This is a genomic window from Marinobacter sp. UBA2688 (genome assembly GCF_002352785.1).
Classification (GTDB): Bacteria; Pseudomonadota; Gammaproteobacteria; order Pseudomonadales; family Oleiphilaceae; genus Marinobacter; species Marinobacter salarius.
Window position 1 is genome coordinate 108,223 of record NZ_DELU01000010.1, and the last position, 16,368, is coordinate 124,590.

Below are 16,368 nucleotides of genomic sequence, written 5' to 3' on the forward strand. Positions count from 1 at the left end.
GTTTTTCGACAACTGCTGTTCTAAATGCATTATTTATTCAGGATAACCTACAGCCTAACCTGATTGTGAACCTGGCGGGAAGCATCCGCCAATCGAAAAACACACAGCAAGGGATAAAGACAATGTCTCGAAACAGCATTGAAGGCAAAGTAGTGCTCATAGCCGGTGGCGCCAAGAACCTGGGCGGGCTCCTGGCAGAGGACCTTGCCGCCCATAAAGCGAAAGCCATCGTTATTCATTACAACAGTGATTCAACAAAGGCAGCGGCCGAAGAAACGGCCTCTAAGGTTCGTGCCGCAGGGGCTGAAGCTGCGATCTTTCAACAGGATTTGACCAAGGCTGACAATGTCGAAAAGCTATTTGCAGACACCGAGGCGACTTTCGGCAAGCCGGATATTGCGATCAATACCGTAGGCATGGTGTTGAAGAAGCCCATGGTAGAAATCAGCGAGCAAGAATACGACGCCATGAGTGCGATTAACTCGAAGTCCGCATTCTTTTTCCTGAAAGAGGCGGGGAAATACCTCAATGACAATGGAAAGATCTGCACGTTAGTGACCTCTCTGTTGGGCGCCTACACACCTTTCTATGCGGCATATGCGGGTATGAAAGCGCCAGTGGAACACTTTACCCGGGCCGCCTCCAAAGAATTTGGGGAACGCGGCATTTCAGTGACCGCCATTGGTCCCGGCCCAATGGATACACCTTTTTTCTACCCAGCAGAAAGCGACGATGCTGTAGCGTTTCACAAAACGGCAGCCGCCCTTTCGTCGTTCTCCAAGTCTGGGCTAACAGAAATCGAGGATATCGTCCCCTATGTGCGATTCATGGTATCCGAAGGATGGTGGATGACGGGGCAAACCATTTTAGTGAACGGTGGCTATACTACCAAGTAATCGGACAACCAAGAGGAGGCGGTGTTACCGCCTCCTTAACCTACTGTCGACCTCATTCTCTTCACTCGCCATATACCAGTACTAGAGGACTCAATTAATGCATACCTTAATGATTATTCTGGGTGGTTTCGCTCTTCTGGCTGTTGCGATCATTGTCACCCGGACTACGGGCCGGACGTTCAAATCTGTTTTGCCCCTCTACATTGTTGCCTGGTTCCTGTGCGCAGCGGTAAACATGGGGGTTGGGATCCTTCATGCCGGATACTCCTTTATGGCGGAACTGCCTATCTTCTTGTTCGTTTTCGGCGTGCCGGCACTGACCGCAGTCATCTTTGCGAGAAAGCTATAAGGCGCCTGCATGAGTCACCGCGTGCGCACGACAGGCGCTGGCAAAGGTCAGTATGTCTTCAAGTTGCTCCGGGTCTTCGCCCAACGCTTCAAGACCGGCAGCGGTTATATCCAGGTCCGACAACCGATAGAGCAACCCACCAACGAACGTATCGCCGGCATCCGGTTACTGGGTGAAATTGCCAAAAATGCGTATCCAGTACTTCATAGTGGCGCTGTGTTTCGCGCTGACAGCGATTAGCGGCATAAACACCATCTTCTTTTCATTTTGGGTTGATAGCGACTATGTTGGTAGAGAGGATGTATTAACTCACGACACTTGCCCCGCAATAATTTCAACTACTTACATGCTCCTATCGGGCAGGTTGCAAGGAGAACGACACATGTCGACAACACAAGAAGCGCCCTTATCAAATGATGTGGCCGCCTGGCTTGATCCGGAAATGGACTCTGTTAAAGGTACGGAGACCCCAAAGGATCCGAACAAAGGCTATATCGCCCTGCTTGGCTGGAGCGTCAATGCCATCAAGGCCGCACAGAAGTTCGACCGCCGCTACATCGTTGTTGCTCCGGAATGGGCTGCGGATTTTTGTACCGCTAACAAGATCCCCTTTATCCCATGGGATTTTATCCGTTTGAATGATCGGTCCCTGCAGATTGCTGAAAGGCTGAAAGAGGAAGGCGTTGACGTTGCCATACCGTTGTTTGAAGAGACCGTTGAGTGGTCTGGGGCGATCAACTCAGTGCTCCTGGACAGCCCTCGCATGTACGGGCAGTCGATTCTGTTCCGTGACAAGGCTTTGATGAAGCGCCGTGCCCAGCTTGGCGGCATTCGGGTCGGGATCTTCGAGGAGGCCCACGAGAAAGACGACATCGTCCGTTTCATGAAGCGTGTCAACCAGACCCTGTTGAAACTGGATGGCGACCCGGACGACCCCATTCACGTCAAGGCGTTTGACAAGGCTGGTTGCCTCGGCCATCGAATGATCCGTACGCTTGAGGAAATTGACAACATTCCAGCGGAAGAATATCCGTTGCTCATGGAAAGCCATCTGAGCGGCTGGGAGTTTGCCGTTGAGGCATGGATTCACGACGGCAAGATCAAGTTTCTCAATATCTCTGAGTACGTAACGCTGGGCTATTCCGTTTTCGTTCCGGCGACCGAGCAACTCGAAAGCTGGCGTAATGCCATCACCAAGCAGATCGAGTTGCTGATCAAAACGTTCGATATTAAGTTTGGCTTGATTCACCCGGAGTACTTCGTTACTGCTGATGGTGAAATGTACTTTGGTGAGGTTGCTTACCGCCCACCCGGCTTCAAGGCGTTTGAGCTGATTGAACGTGCGTATGGGTTTAACGCGTACCAGGCGTCAATGCTGGTATTTGACCCCAAGAGCACCAAAGAGGAAGTGGAAAAATTCTTCCCACGCGAAGTGGTCGATGCCAAGGGCTATGCCGGTTGCTTCGGTGTTTATCCGCGCCGCCGCGTGGTCAGCAAGCTGGAAATGCCTCCGGAATGTGTTGATCACCCCTATTTCGAGTCACATGAACTCGTTGCACCGACGGAAGAAACGGTTCCTGACCGGTCCGCCTTCGGTACTCACTGGGGCCTGGTCTTCTTCTATGGTGATGACCCCATCAAGATGCGGGACCTGTTGAAAGCTCAGGAGGACCTGGACTTCTATGTCTAGGTAGTCACCGCCCATTCAGGTGCTATTCGGATAGCGTTCCATGATTCTGACCTGCAACTCCGGAATCATGGAACGCCCCTACTTCAAACTATTCCCAACTGCTTATTAACGGCATCACGAATTTCCCGATAACGATCAGGATTCGTAGCCAGGGTATCCAGATCATCTTCAGGAAAAATCTCTTTCTTCGCTTTCCTGGTTGCCTCTTTGGTAAAAATGGCCGGTAGTAGCTGTTCCAGGCACCTCAGCATTACCTCCGGCGAAACCGATGCCCCTGGCGATGCTCCCAACAAGGTTCCGTAGGTTTTGTCCTTGGACACTAGGATTTCCGTACCCATCTGCAGATCGCCGTCCTTGATGATCTGGACCCGTTGGCCGGCGTGAACCGGTTTCCAGTCAAATTTTTTGCTCAGGCCGGGCGCAAAGCTTTCAAGCTCCTCGAACATGCTCTTCTCGCCCTTGAAGGTCTCTGAAACCAGGTACTTCACCAATGGGAAGTGCTCAAGGGTGACGTTCAGCAATCCTGGGATATCATGCAGGCGCATTGCCCGGAGGTAGTCAAAGAATCCACGTCCTTTCTCCAGAACGGGCTTGAAAGAGGCAAACGGGCCGAACAACAGGTAGTGCTGGCCATCCGCCACTCGCAAATCCAGATGCGGCACCGACATGGGGGGCGCGCCTACTTTTGCTTTGCCATAGGTTTTTGCCCGGTAATGATCGGCCTGCTCTGCGCTGATCGGGGCCTGCAGGAACCGCCCGCCGACGGGAAAGCCTGTAAACCGTTTCGCAAACGGCAGGTGGCTTTTCTTCAGGATCGGGAATGCCCCCCCACCCGCACCAACAAACAGTACATCAGCCTTGTAACGAGCGTGGGCTCCATGGCGTTCGGTTTCTATAAGCCAACTCCCCGCGGGGCTCTTGTGTACGCGTTTAACATGGGTGCCGTACTCAATCTTCACACCCAGGTCTTGAGCAGCGTGTTCAGCCATTTGTTGGGTCAGAGCACCGAAATTCACGTCCGTGCCTGTTTCTATGACGGTCGCAGCCATCTTTTCATGGCGAGGACGCCCTTCCATCAAATAGGGGATCCAGCTCTTGATTTCGTCGAAATCCTCTGAGAAACGCATGCTCTCAAAAAAATGATGAGCAGACATTTCCTTGAACCGCAGTCGCAATTCGTCGATTGAGGATTCAGAGACGATGGTGCAGTGCTTGGTCTGATTGATGAACGTCTTGGGGTCCTTGATCGCGCCTTTTTTGATCAGGTGCGCCCAGAACTGCTTGGCCACGTTGAATTGCGCATGGATCTTCAAGGCCTTTTCGACCGAGATAACTTCTTCGTCCACCGGCGTGTAATTCAGCTCGCAGTTCGCCTCATGTCCCGTGCCGGCGTTGTTGAACACCCACGAGTTACCCTCTCCAGCGCTCTCCAATCTCTCCAGGATGGTGATATTCAACTCAGGAGCCAGCTCTTTTGCCAACGTGGCAAACGTGGTTCCCATAATCCCCGCGCCGATGATCATTACGTCCATAGAGTCTATCCACCCGCTTTAGTTTTCTGATATCCAACGATAAAGTTTGCTTGCCCGAAGGTACCACGCTTCCATCGAACACTGAAAACCTGCCACATTCCTGTTTTTCCATCTGGGCACTTCATCTGGCGTCCAGTTTCTACGCCAAATGCCGAATAGTGCATCAGTATACTGTGCCAGCCGGTCAGTCTACACTGATGGCCGCGACGGATATGGAGCGCATTTATGACGTCTGGACAATTTGAGGGGGCTACCCCCATCCCTTCAAGGTTTTTGCGCAGGCTTGGCCCCGTTGCGACAATCGCCCTCGCCCAACTGTTCGGAACATCGCTGTGGTTCAGCGCCAATAGTGCTACGGATACCCTGATGACCAGTTGGCAAATCAGTGCTGCTGATATTGGCTGGCTGACCAACGCAGTTCAGGGCGGCTTTATCCTGGGCACAATGATCATGGCTTTGGGAGGCCTGGCAGAGCGGTATCGTGCCAGTCTTATTTTTGTGGTGAGTGCGGCTTGCGGTGCTTTGTTCAATGCCTGCTTCGCCTGGTTTTCGGAGGGTCTGGCCAGTGGCATTGTGTTCCGCTTCCTGGTTGGCCTGAGTTTGGCGGGCATCTACCCCGTAGGCATGAAGTTGATCGTCAGCTGGGCTCCCGAGCGGACCGGGCAGGCCCTCGCCCAGCTTGTCGCCATGCTGACGCTCGGCACCGCACTGCCCCATGCATTGCGAGAAGCCGGTGCGGACCTGCCATGGCAGTACGTCATCCTGGCATCATCGCTACTTGCGCTATTTGGCGCCGTTCTTATCCATCTGCTTGGAGATGGCCCTCATTTACCAGGTGCAGGCCAGAAAAAACAATCATCGGGCACCGCCTCCGAGCGACCGCTGACGGTCTTTGACGCCTTCAAGGTCAATCGATTTCGTGCTGCAGCCCTGGGCTATTTCGGGCATATGTGGGAGCTTTACGCGTTCTGGACGGTCGTACCACTGCTTGTGGCCAATACGGCACTCATCAGTGAATACTCGGCCGTCGGATTATCCGGTATGGCGTTCAGTATCATTGGCATCGGCGCTTTGGGGTGTCTTGTTGGGGGATTCCTGTCACGTCGTATTGGGAGTGCAAAAGTTGCGGTCGGTGCACTGGCCTCCTCTTGTGTTTGCGCAGTGGTGTTTGCTCTCTTCTGGCGTGACTTGCCTGCCATGTGGCTGGGAATACTCCTACTCGCCTGGGGCGCGACCGTGATTGCGGATTCTCCCCAGTTCTCCGCCCTGTCCGCGCAAGCTTGCCCAAAGGAAGTAGTTGGTGCCGCGCTGGCGATTCAAAATTCCATCGGCTTTGCGATTACCGTGGTATCGATCGCTGCAACCACCGCGCTGTTCGATCGTATCGGTCTGGACGCGGCCTGGCTGCTGGTTCCCGGCCCAATTGTCGGATTACTGGGGTTCGCCTGGGCATCCCGCCGAGCCTCGACGTTCGAAACAGACGCCTGAGCCACGGAGACCGTCCCAACTTACCCTACCGAAGTCCGGATATCAGGACAGCACTGTCCGATAAATCAGACAGCTTTATCCCCATTCTGAACATTGTGTCGCTAAAACCAGACACTCAGAGCGGATGTTCCCAATCCCAACGCCTACCAATTCGCAAATGCTTCTATAAAACAATGACTTAGAAATCTGGCACGGTTCCTGTTTGGTTCAACGGAATAACGATAAAAACAAGCGCTTTCAACAAGAAAGAACGGGTGCAGACTTCACTCGGACAATAATAAGGAACACCCAATGCGTACGCTCCTCCTGGCTCTTCTGCTAGTAAGCCCCCTGTGTTTCAGCAAAACTGTGGTGATTATCGAGAGCTATCATCAAGGCTATAAATGGGACGCTGATTACATCGCCGCCGTCCAATCAGTGCTGGGCGACGACCACGACATTCACGTGCTTGCCCTCGACACTAAAAGATTGCCGAAATCAGAATGGCCCCAAAAAGTAGCCAGCCTCCAGCAATCCATTACCGAGATCCAGCCTGACATTGCCATTCTGGGAGACGACAACGCATTCTCCCTCATGGCCAACCACTTGGTTGAGCGGAAGATTCCGGTTGTTTTCCTGGGTGTCAACGGCGGTCCCGCGCAGCACCCTACCCTGGAACACGATTTGGTCGCCGGTTTGCTGGAACGGCCATTTTTTGAGGAGAGCATCCGTCATCTTCAGAAAGTATTGAAAGTGGATAAACACTTTCTTGTATTAATGGACGACTCACCCACCATGCGAAACGCAGTCAATGAATACTTCGGCGACAAGAGAAGTGCCGAAATATATGGCTCCAAACTGGACATCGTCCTTACCAACGACAAAGACACCTGGTTGCAGTCGGTTGTTCGGGCCCACGAACTGTACGATGCAATCATCGTTGGCACCCACCACACCATCCGGGATGCAGAGGGCACCTACATCGCACCGGACGAACTCATTACCAGAGCGTTCAATCAAAGCCGGGTTCCCATCTTTTCCTTTTGGGATATCAACATTGGTAAGCAGCAAGCCATTGGCGGCTTCACCATTTCAGCTCACCAGGAGGGCATTACCGCCGCTCGCTTGGCATCCCTCATCCTTAATGGAGTCAAGCCCGCCCGCATTCCGAAAATGAATTCCCTGAGCGGGCACTACATCTATAGCCGAAGCGGCATGGCTCATTGGAACCTGGAGCTTTCCCCCATGATTGCGACCCAAGCAAACTTCGTTGAATAAATTGGTTGGGCGGCTCCAGATTATGCCGGAACAGCCGTTAACCAAGAGATCTCGCACGCATACACGCATAGAGGGGCAGACCAGTGGCTGTAGAAAAACTAGAATTCATTGAACGCCGGCTTGGTGTAAGCGGAAAACTCCTGATAGCACCTGTTTTCATTCTGCTTTTGTTCGCCCTCGTCACCTTTTACAGCATCCGGGAATTTCAGAGCCTTGATGCGCGAATGGATACGGTGGCAAGGGATCTGGCACCGGAAACCGCCGTTGCGACCGGTGTGCTTATCAACCTTTACACCATGAGACTGAGAGTCTTCGACTACTACGCCACCGGTAACGAAGACATCCTGGCCCGCTTCGAGCAGTTGGAGACAGATTTCTTCAGGGAGTTGTCGGCAGCGCAACAGACGATCAAAAGTGCCGACCGTGTGCAACTGGTTGCAGAGATCGAAGAGGCGACTTTGCAGTACGCGAATGTCTTCAAAAGCGAACTGGTGCCCGCCAAGCAGCAAGTAAAAAATATCATTGCCGACGAACTGGACCAGTACGGCCCCACAGCATCAGAGGCACTGCGCAGGGCCATTGATGGCGTTACCAACAGAGAACCGGATAGCCGGTTGCGCGTCGTTCTGGAACAGCTGATTCACGATACCCTCATGATGCGAATGGCCTCACAGCGCTTCTTTGCCGATGGCGACGAATCCTCGGAAACTGCATTGGGTTATGCCATGGAGGATATTTCCGATGCGCTCGAGTTTCTGGACATGGATTCGGTCCCCGACTACGTCAGGCAGTATTTCGATACCGCGATAGCGGCACTCGAGAAATACCAGGCTTCGGTCAACGAGCTGCTGGTTCAGCAAAAGGCGATGATCCGAACAAAGGAAGACAGGCTTGACGTACTGGGCCCCCAAATCACTGACATGGCGAGGAATCTTGAGAAAGAGGTTTTTGCCTCCCTCGAAACCGTGGCCGACGAAGCGGAAGCAGAGACCGAGACGGCACTCAACCTGACACTCGCCGCATTCGTTGCGTCTGTCGTTCTGGGCCTGGTGGTCGCCCTGCTGATGAGCCGTATGATGGGTAACAGCGTCAAGCGTGCCCGGTCAGAAATTCTGGGTTACCTGGAAAACATTGGAAATAACGAAGGCGACGTTTCTACCCGGCTGACCAAGGGCCGCCCTGACGAGATTGGCGATTTCATCTCAGCGGTCAATGCCTTCCTGGAAACCCTGGAAGACATCATTTCCCGGATTGTCGCGTCGTCCCGGCGTCTCAGTACGGAATCTGAGTCATTGTCTGGCATTACAAACAGCACCACTGCCAATGCCGAACAACAACGGGACCAGGTGACTCAAGTTTCGGCGGCGATGCAGGAAATGGTCTCCACCTCCGACGAAATCGCGTCCAACACCAGTGACACAGATGAATCCGCACGCCAGGCCGCCGAGCTGGCAGGAACCGGCCAGGAAACGGTGTCGACCGCAGTTAAATCCGTTTCCCGACTCGCAGAACAGGTCGAGGCAGGGTCAAAGCGCATCCAACGGCTTGAGCAGGAATCCGGTGAGATCGGTAACGTACTGGACGTTATTCAGGCTATCGCAGAACAAACCAACCTCCTCGCCCTCAATGCCGCCATCGAAGCAGCACGTGCGGGAGACGCAGGCCGTGGGTTTTCGGTGGTTGCTGATGAGGTCCGGGGGCTTGCCAAGCGGGTTCAGGATTCAACGGTCGATATCGAGCGAATCGTCTCGAATCTGCAAAGCGGTGCCGCCGGCGCGGTGGTTGATATGAGCAAGGCCAAACAGATGGCCTCTGAAGCCAGTGAAGAAGCCGGCAAGTCTGGCGCTGCTCTGTCAGAAATCATGGCGGCCGTAAACCGGATTGTGGATATGACAACGCAGGTTGCAAGTGCCACTGAGCAACAGCGGGCGACCGCTGCTGAGATGACTCAGAACGTGGAGGCCAGTAGTAGTGCCATCGACAAGCTCACCGACGATATTGCCCACGTTAACCAATCCAGCAATTCCCTGGCGGAGATGGCGGAAGACCTTAACGGCCTGGTGCGTCGCTTTAAAACGTCGAACTAGGACCCTTTTCCGCTTGTGTTAACTGCGTCATGGGCGACATGTTCAATTACTGATACTTTCAATACTCAAACAATAGCTATAAATACAGCGTATCAGGGAGAGATTCACCCATGAGCCATTCACGTTTTACCAGGATGCCCGGCTTTCTTGCGGCGCTGACGGTGTCCTTTTGTGCAGTCGCTCAGGCCGATCCTGCCGACACCATCTTTGCTGCTGAAAATGCCCTCTACGGTGCTGGCTATGATATTGGCAAGGCCGATGGGTGGATGGACGACACCCTGCGCTCGGCCATCCGGAAGTATCAATCCGGTCGAGAGGGGTTGCAGGCCACTGGCGATCTGGACCCACAAACGTTGTCTGCCCTGGGAATCGCCGTTAAGGATGGCGATGCCGTGACTGGCAACAGCGCGCGAAGCCGTGAGGGGGCGATGGCTGACGCGGGAATCAGCAAGCAGCGTTTCGGGTCACCCAGTGCAAAACAACCCATTGCAGCTGCGCCTGAACCGAAGGTTAAGCCGGAGCCAGTGCCAGTATCGACTGAAGCGCCAACCTTGGAAGAAGAATCAGCACCTGCTCCGGAGACCATCGTAGCAACAAACGATAAGCCTGTGATTCAGCCCGAAACGGAATTAGCTAAAGATCCAAAGCCTGAACCTCAAATCGCAGAGGAACCTGAAACCGAACCCGTTGCAGTTGCGGCTGTTGAAGAGCCCTCAGCCATGGAGAAGCCCCAAACCATTGACGAGCCCTCAATTGTTGAAGAGACATCAACGGTCGAAGAGCTCTCAACCGTTGATGCAGAACCTTCCGTGGCTCTCAATGTGCCTTCCGAGGCGACCGAAGAGACATCAACGGATGTTGACTACCAGTTGCCAGAAGAACCGACGGCTTCTGGCAATCCGGAGATTTCGGAGTCATCGCAGGCAACGAGTTCGACCTCAGACAACACTTCGGAATCCACCACTGTCGCGAAAAGCAGTGGCGGTTTTTTCAGCTCGTTATTCGACTTCCTCTTCGGCTGGCTGATCTGAGGACATACGCGTATTCCGAAATGCGTTGGATTAGCTCACACTGGGCGGCCTTGTTTCAAATTTACTGACTTGCAGCCAAGGCCAACCACCCCATGCCCTCTCAATTGCAGGAAGCTCCCTACTCTCCCGCCAGGATTACACTGATCATATTCTCACTCGCCATGGGCGGGTTTGGGATAGGTACGGGAGAGTTTGCCATCATGGGGCTGATGCCCGGCGTTGCCGCGGATCTGGGGGTTACGGAACCACAGGTCGGCCACTTGATCAGTGCGTACGCGCTGGGCGTTGTCGTGGGAGCGCCGCTCCTGGCCATTGGCGGTGCCAGGCTTTATCGGCGGCACCTGCTGATCTTGTTGATGTCGTTCTACGCGCTGGGAAATATTGCCAGTGCCCTGGCGCCGGGGTACGGATCACTTCTGGTGTTCCGGTTCATCGCCGGCCTCCCCCATGGCGCCTATTTCGGTGTTGCCGCCCTGGTTGCCGCCTCACTCGTACCTTTTAACAAACGCGCCAAGGTCGTGAGCCTGGTCATGATGGGGCTTACCCTCGCGCTGTTGATCGGAAACCCACTGGCAACGATTCTTGGGCAACATCTGGATTGGCGGTATGCCTTTGGGTTTGTGGGTGCTATCGCAGCCCTTACCGGATTGATGATTGTTCTTTTCCTGCCTCTCAATCGACAAGAGGAACGGCAAAGCCCATTCTCGGAAATCCGGGCGTTCAATCGCCCGGAAATCTGGTATCCGCTCGCCATCGGCTCCATCGGGTTTGCCGGCATGTTTTGTGTATTCAGCTATATGGCTCCAACATTGTTGGAAGTCACCGGGGTCAATCCCTTCTGGATTCCAATCGCACTCGCGGTCTTCGGGCTCGGAGGATTCGTTGGCAACATCCTCGGAGGTTGGCTGTTTGATCGCCTCCAGTTCCGCAGCGTTGGCTGGATGTTGTTGTGGAGCATCAGCATGCTGCTTCTGTATCCCTACGCCACAGAAACCATCTGGACCATGCTGGTGATGTGCTTCCTGGTCGCCTTGATGGTTGGCCTTGGGCCCGCGCTGCAAACCCACCTGATGGACGTGGCGCACGGTGCCCAGACACTGGCCGCCGCCTCTCACCACGCAGCGTTCAACGTGGCCAATGCTCTTGGACCCTGGCTGGGCGGGATGGCTATCAGTGCCGGCCTTGGATGGCAGTCCACAGGGTATGTTGGTGCCACAACCGCCGTTGCCGGGCTCGCGATATTTCTATTGGCATGGCGTCAGCAGTCCGGCCCAGAGCGTGTCGACGACGACGTTGCGCTTAGCCAGGATTCCTGACCGCGTTGCAGGTTTTGCGTTCACGGGTGGCGCCGTTTGCCAGTACAACACCTATCAAGAGCAGCACCACGCCACCCCACACGGCCCAACCATAAGACTCACCAAAGAAAACGATCCCGAACAATAGGCCAGCGGGTGTAATCACGAACCCCAGTTGGCTGAGAAACGTTGGCGATGTCCGCTTCTGTAAGTGAAAGAAGCCGCGATAACTGATCGCAGTCAGGACAGACTGAACGGCCACAATGGTCCAGAGATCCATCCCGCTAACAAGCAGCGAATGTGCGCCCCCAGTCACCACGACCACCAGTAAAATCAGTACGGCACCGGCGAGAAGCATTCCAGGGGCCAGCTGCTCTGGAGTAGCCCCTTTCGGCCAGTGAGACGTGCGATACACATTGCCAATAGCGAGGGACAGTGGAACCAACATACCTAACAGCAGCCATGGCAGCGAGTCCGGATTGATGCCCGCCGGATTGGGCGACAGAATCCAGACACAACCGGCAACGCCCAGACTCAGCCCAATGGACTTTTTCCTGCTCAGTGTTTCCATGCCCAGAATGACGGAGATCCCGTAGGTGGCAAGGGATGGCAGCGCATAGAGAGTCGCCGTCAGGCCGGACCCAATATTCGCAACAACAATGAAGGCCAGCGCATTGGGTACGGCAATGGCGGTCAGTCCGCTGATGCCAAAGTATTGAAACAGGGGCCTGCTGAATCGCACCGGGGAACCCCGGCGACCGCAGAGAACCAGCAGGATACCGCCACCCAAAGCCTGCCAGAAGGCGTACGCCAGTGGTGTCATGCCGATGTCCATGGCGGCCCTGGAAAGCGGCAGCATCAGGGCAATCAGTACGCCAACGCCCAATAACAGAAGCATGGATGTTACATCGGGTTGATGAGATGCGGTACTCGCATGTTGTTTCATGGTTTTTTCTCCGTTGGTTGCGAGCCCTATCATCCCGATGCTGCGACCACGGATCACTACACGTTTCGTGAAAACTCCTTTGCCGATATGCGCGTCGATTCCCCGAAACTCATCGGTTTTTGTCAGCGCAGGCCCCTGTTTTGACGATTCAAAGGGTCTGGTCGGCAGACCCGGTAGAATTCAGCCACACTCTGGCGCTTGCCTGTATAATTCCCTCATCAATCAAGATCTGATGTGGAGCGCCGGCATGGACCGCCTCAAGGGTGTGGAGTATTTCAAGCGAATTTACGAGCTGGGCTCGTTTACGGCTGCTGCCGACGAGTTCCACTGCTCGAATGCAGTTATATCCAAGTATGTCCGGTTCCTCGAATCCTGGACGGGCTCGAAGCTGATCAACCGCAATACCCGTACGATCAGCTTTACGGACGAAGGCGAGCGATTCTACACCTATTGCCTTTCTATCAATGAGCAAACCAGCGAAATGCTCGATTCCGTTGCTGATACCGGCGATCTGTCGGGCGAGTTGGTTGTTGCCAGCCCGGTTTCCCTGTCCATCAAGGTTCTCAGCCCGTTGATTCTCCAGTTCAAGAAAGAACACCCGTCGCTGTCCCTTCGGCTACAGATGAGCGACCAACTTACCGATCTGGTTGGAAGCGGCGTTGATGTGGCCATTCGGGGGATAGAAGCACCGGAAGACTCATCGCTTGTTGCAATGCGGCTGGGGTCGCTCGATCGTATTCTGGTGGCGTCACCAGGTTATCTGGCCGAGGCAGGTGTGCCCGCCACGATCGATGATCTGCCTTCCCATCAATGCCTTGTGTACAGCATGAGCCCAGATGCAAAGCGATGGGAGTTCCTGCTCTCGACTGGCTCGGGCCAGACAAAATCTGTCAGCGTCGCCGGTCCGCTGGTTGCGGACAACTCCATGATGTTAATCGAGGCGGTAAAAAAGGGGCTGGGCATCGCAATGGTGCCTCGCGACTATGTGGCCGCGGAACTTGGAGCCGGCACGCTTCAGCATTTAAAGCTTGGCGCGGAGCCGGTACCCCGCTCGATCTACGCAATGTATTCGGATCGGCGGTACCTGCCAAGGCGTGCCAGGGAGTTCATCCAGTTTCTAAGGATGTCTCTATAGTCATCTGTTTTATAACAGATCAGAACTTCCAGAACGGTGTATCCAGACGCTGTGCAACAAGCTCAGGTGGGTAACCAACGTCCTTCAGAAGACGGGGTTCCATGGTCAGGACCAGGTGGAGGAAGTTACGCTTCATTCTCCACCCTTTGTACAGTGATGCGGCTCTTTTCATTTCAATCATCCATCTATCGATAACAACAAAGGGTTAAACCGTAATCGGTTTTAAGTAGTTACCATATTTTATGGATGATTCCTGTCCGGCCCCATACTTGGAAACCACTACGAGGCCTTGTTTTGGGGCCTTTGAGCCTAGCAACTTGTACCTATGCCGCCCCGTTCGACTTCTTTACAAGCGTCTTATACAGATCATCTTTCAGTTGCAGTCGCTGTTGTTTCATCTGGTGCAACTGATCGTCTCCGATCGGGGCATCCCTGCGTTCCAGGCCTTCGATTTCCTGGTCCAGCTCTGCGTACTGCCGAAAATGGTGCTGGAACGTCGGGTCGTTCTTTCTCAGTTCGTCGATCAATTCGCCAAACTGGGGGAATTCGTTATGAAGTTCGTGGTTGGAAATGCCCATTACCTCGTCTCCTTCTTTTCGCAGAGTGGTTAGTCAGGATGCCATTCATCACCGGGAGTTGTGAACCGTTAAAACGTTATAAAGCAGCTCCCTATAAATCCGAATCAAGCCGCTCCAATCCGAGAGTAGCTTTAAACTCAAGATACTCGTCACGATAGACAATGGCACCGAGAGCCATCGCAGCCTTGGTGGCCATGCGATCAAAGCTCTCCCGGATCAGTCGTGGGATCCTGGCTTTTGGTCTCACGCTGGCCGTTTCAATCAGCACGGCGCCCATAACGAGCAGTGCATCAATTCGACGGTTATCACGGTCGCCATCCATTATGTGGCGGGCGACCAATTGCGCATCGTTCAATATCACCTTCTCGTCGGCGTTCAGTGTGGCGCCGTCGAACGCCATAAAGCTTTGATAGCGACGTGCCCGCTTCAGCATGAAGGCCTCGCGCACTGCAGGGTCCGGTTTGCCGGAATCTGGTTTAGTGTTGAGAAGTCCGTGAAGACGGAAATCCACCTCCCCCGCTTCCCGTTTTTGTTCGAAGACGTGCTTGATATCTGCTCGCGCGATATCGGACGTGGTTTCCAGGGCCTCGGCGATCACGGCATCGAACGTGGTTTTCTCGACCACATCCAGGACGCGCCGAATGGTATGGATAGATTTCATAAGCTCCGACCACAGGCGCGGGTCCGCCTGGCCAGGTTCGTCCGGCATCCTGCTTTCGAGGGCCCGGGCGCAGAAAAACGCCTTTTCAACGTCACGAATCGCAATGCCCGGTTCGTTCGCAATCCATTTGACGCCATAGTCATTGAGGTCTTCAATCAGGCTTGAGGTGAGAATAAGCAGGTAATACTTCATACCGAGGGGAAGGTCTGTCATCAGCAGCACTCCTTCACAACAAGAGTTCCTGTCTACAGGTATAGCTGATTACAGGCTGAGTACCAGCTTTTCCGGGGTATCTCCCGCTCATCTTTGACAAAACGCTAATAGCTGGGGGCGATCAATAGGGTATAGGATGATTGAAAGAATCTGAGTATTGATCCGTTCACCTGAGGAAACTAGCACATGACGTACGCGCGAATTGTCGGCACGGGCTCCTATCTGCCTGAGAATGTCATGACAAACGAAGACATGGAGAAAATCGTCGACACCAGCGACCAGTGGATTCGTGAGCGTACCGGCATTGAGCAGCGACACATCGCTGTAGAAGGTGAAACCACCGTCGATCTTGCTGAAAAAGCATCCCGCAGGGCCATTGAAGCCGCCGGACTTCAGCCTGCCGACATTGACCTGATTGTGTTCGCCACATCCACCCCTGACAAGATCTTTCCCAGCTCGGCGTGCATTCTACAGGCGAGACTCGATATCCATGGCTGCCCGGCTTTCGATATCCAGGCTGTTTGCAGCGGGTTTGTCTATGCGTTATCGGTTGCTGACAAGTTCATCAAAACCGGCAGCAGCAAGAAGGTTCTGGTGGTTGGCGCAGAGCTGTTCTCCCGCATTCTGGACTGGGAAGACCGAGGCACCTGTGTGCTGTTCGGTGACGGTGCCGGCGCCGTAGTGTTGGAGGCCAGCGAGGAAACCGGCATTCTCTCGACCCACATCCATGCTGACGGCAAATACGAAGACCTGCTCCACGTACCCTTTGGTATTGGCGATGGCTTCGACCAGGTTCGGGCCGGCAAAGGCCATGTTCACATGAAGGGCAATGAAGTGTTCAAGATTGCCGTGAACACCCTGGGCAGAATTGTGGACGAAACCCTGGAAGCCAACCAGATGAAGAAATCCGATGTGGACTGGCTGGTACCGCACCAGGCGAATTTGAGGATTATCGCGGCCACGGCTCGCAAGCTGAACATGTCCATGGACCAGGTGGTGGTGACCGTCAACAAGCACGGTAACACCTCTGCTGCGTCAATTCCGCTGGCGCTGGACGTTGCCGTTCGCGATGGTCGCATCCAGAAAAATGAGGTGCTTCTGCTGGAAGCCTTTGGCGGCGGGTTTACATGGGGTTCTGCGTTAATCCGGTTCTGACCATCTACCGCAAGTCGCGTCAGACGTATACTCTACCCGGTATCCGAATTCCCAT

Annotated in this window: 16 protein-coding genes; 11 read left to right on the forward strand and 5 right to left on the reverse strand. The window is 54.2% G+C overall.

Going from position 1 to position 16,368, the window contains the following annotated elements:
• Nucleotides 1-122 precede the first annotated feature (122 nt).
• The 4 genes from B3M52_RS05285 to B3M52_RS05300 all read left to right on the forward strand — a co-directional run bounded on the left by B3M52_RS05285 (nucleotide 123) and on the right by B3M52_RS05300 (nucleotide 2,935).
• Entirely contained in the window at nucleotides 123-896 is a 774-nt protein-coding gene (locus B3M52_RS05285) for an SDR family oxidoreductase (protein ID WP_126812751.1), read from the forward strand.
• A 109-nt stretch (nucleotides 897-1,005) separates the two neighbouring features.
• Nucleotides 1,006-1,245: a hypothetical protein gene (locus B3M52_RS05290; protein WP_286749056.1), complete on the forward strand. Its 240-nt coding sequence runs from the start codon at nucleotides 1,006-1,008 to the stop codon at nucleotides 1,243-1,245.
• Between the two features lie 9 nt (nucleotides 1,246-1,254).
• The gene (locus B3M52_RS05295; RefSeq protein ID WP_164732125.1) at nucleotides 1,255-1,485 is read left to right on the forward strand and encodes a hypothetical protein; all 231 of its coding nucleotides are present in this window, start codon (nucleotides 1,255-1,257) and stop codon (nucleotides 1,483-1,485) included.
• A 142-nt stretch (nucleotides 1,486-1,627) separates the two neighbouring features.
• Nucleotides 1,628-2,935: an ATP-grasp domain-containing protein gene (locus tag B3M52_RS05300; RefSeq protein ID WP_036207174.1), complete on the forward strand. Its 1,308-nt coding sequence runs from the start codon at nucleotides 1,628-1,630 to the stop codon at nucleotides 2,933-2,935.
• Nucleotides 2,936-3,018: 83 nt separating this feature from the next.
• Here B3M52_RS05300 and B3M52_RS05305 read toward each other — a convergent pair whose 3' ends face one another.
• Nucleotides 3,019-4,467 (reverse strand): malate:quinone oxidoreductase, encoded by a 1,449-nt coding sequence (locus B3M52_RS05305; protein ID WP_075194831.1) that lies wholly within the window; start codon nucleotides 4,465-4,467, stop codon nucleotides 3,019-3,021.
• A gap of 225 nt (nucleotides 4,468-4,692) precedes the next feature.
• Here B3M52_RS05305 and B3M52_RS05310 point away from each other — a divergent pair, with 225 nt between their 5' ends.
• The 5 genes from B3M52_RS05310 to B3M52_RS05330 all read left to right on the forward strand — a co-directional run bounded on the left by B3M52_RS05310 (nucleotide 4,693) and on the right by B3M52_RS05330 (nucleotide 11,646).
• Nucleotides 4,693-5,955, forward strand: a complete 1,263-nt coding sequence (locus tag B3M52_RS05310; protein WP_127401235.1) for an MFS transporter — start codon at nucleotides 4,693-4,695, stop codon at nucleotides 5,953-5,955.
• 351 nt (nucleotides 5,956-6,306) lie between these two features.
• Nucleotides 6,307-7,212: an ABC transporter substrate-binding protein gene (locus B3M52_RS05315; protein WP_227517740.1), complete on the forward strand. Its 906-nt coding sequence runs from the start codon at nucleotides 6,307-6,309 to the stop codon at nucleotides 7,210-7,212.
• A gap of 83 nt (nucleotides 7,213-7,295) precedes the next feature.
• Nucleotides 7,296-9,299 (forward strand): HAMP domain-containing methyl-accepting chemotaxis protein, encoded by a 2,004-nt coding sequence (locus tag B3M52_RS05320; protein WP_085680735.1) that lies wholly within the window; start codon nucleotides 7,296-7,298, stop codon nucleotides 9,297-9,299.
• A 110-nt stretch (nucleotides 9,300-9,409) separates the two neighbouring features.
• Nucleotides 9,410-10,330 carry a peptidoglycan-binding domain-containing protein gene (locus B3M52_RS05325; protein WP_286749058.1) on the forward strand — a complete coding sequence of 307 codons (921 nt, stop codon included), beginning with the start codon at nucleotides 9,410-9,412 and terminating at the stop codon, nucleotides 10,328-10,330.
• A gap of 92 nt (nucleotides 10,331-10,422) precedes the next feature.
• Nucleotides 10,423-11,646 carry an MFS transporter gene (locus tag B3M52_RS05330; RefSeq protein ID WP_051946929.1) on the forward strand — a complete coding sequence of 408 codons (1,224 nt, stop codon included), beginning with the start codon at nucleotides 10,423-10,425 and terminating at the stop codon, nucleotides 11,644-11,646.
• On the opposite strand, the gene B3M52_RS05335 is transcribed toward B3M52_RS05330, so the two are convergent.
• On the reverse strand, nucleotides 11,630-12,571 hold the full coding sequence (locus B3M52_RS05335) for a DMT family transporter (protein ID WP_051946927.1): 942 nt from the start codon (nucleotides 12,569-12,571) through the stop codon (nucleotides 11,630-11,632). The two genes, B3M52_RS05330 and B3M52_RS05335, sit on opposite strands and share 17 nt — an antisense overlap.
• 247 nt (nucleotides 12,572-12,818) lie before the next feature.
• Between B3M52_RS05335 and B3M52_RS05340 the strand changes: the two genes are divergently transcribed.
• On the forward strand, nucleotides 12,819-13,706 hold the full coding sequence (locus B3M52_RS05340) for a LysR family transcriptional regulator (protein WP_286749059.1): 888 nt from the start codon (nucleotides 12,819-12,821) through the stop codon (nucleotides 13,704-13,706).
• Nucleotides 13,707-13,725: 19 nt separating this feature from the next.
• On the opposite strand, the gene B3M52_RS05345 is transcribed toward B3M52_RS05340, so the two are convergent.
• From B3M52_RS05345 to B3M52_RS05355, 3 genes are all read right to left on the reverse strand, one after another.
• A complete protein-coding gene (locus B3M52_RS05345) occupies nucleotides 13,726-13,878 on the reverse strand; it encodes a hypothetical protein (RefSeq protein ID WP_167603990.1) in 153 nt (50 codons plus the stop codon).
• 151 nt (nucleotides 13,879-14,029) lie between these two features.
• Entirely contained in the window at nucleotides 14,030-14,284 is a 255-nt protein-coding gene (locus B3M52_RS05350; protein ID WP_036207155.1) for a YdcH family protein, read from the reverse strand.
• 91 nt (nucleotides 14,285-14,375) lie between these two features.
• Nucleotides 14,376-15,158: a hypothetical protein gene (locus B3M52_RS05355; RefSeq protein WP_286749060.1), complete on the reverse strand. Its 783-nt coding sequence runs from the start codon at nucleotides 15,156-15,158 to the stop codon at nucleotides 14,376-14,378.
• A 186-nt stretch (nucleotides 15,159-15,344) separates the two neighbouring features.
• Here B3M52_RS05355 and B3M52_RS05360 point away from each other — a divergent pair, with 186 nt between their 5' ends.
• Nucleotides 15,345-16,313: a beta-ketoacyl-ACP synthase III gene (locus B3M52_RS05360; protein ID WP_075194819.1), complete on the forward strand. Its 969-nt coding sequence runs from the start codon at nucleotides 15,345-15,347 to the stop codon at nucleotides 16,311-16,313.
• The last annotated feature ends 55 nt before the right edge of the window (nucleotides 16,314-16,368 follow it).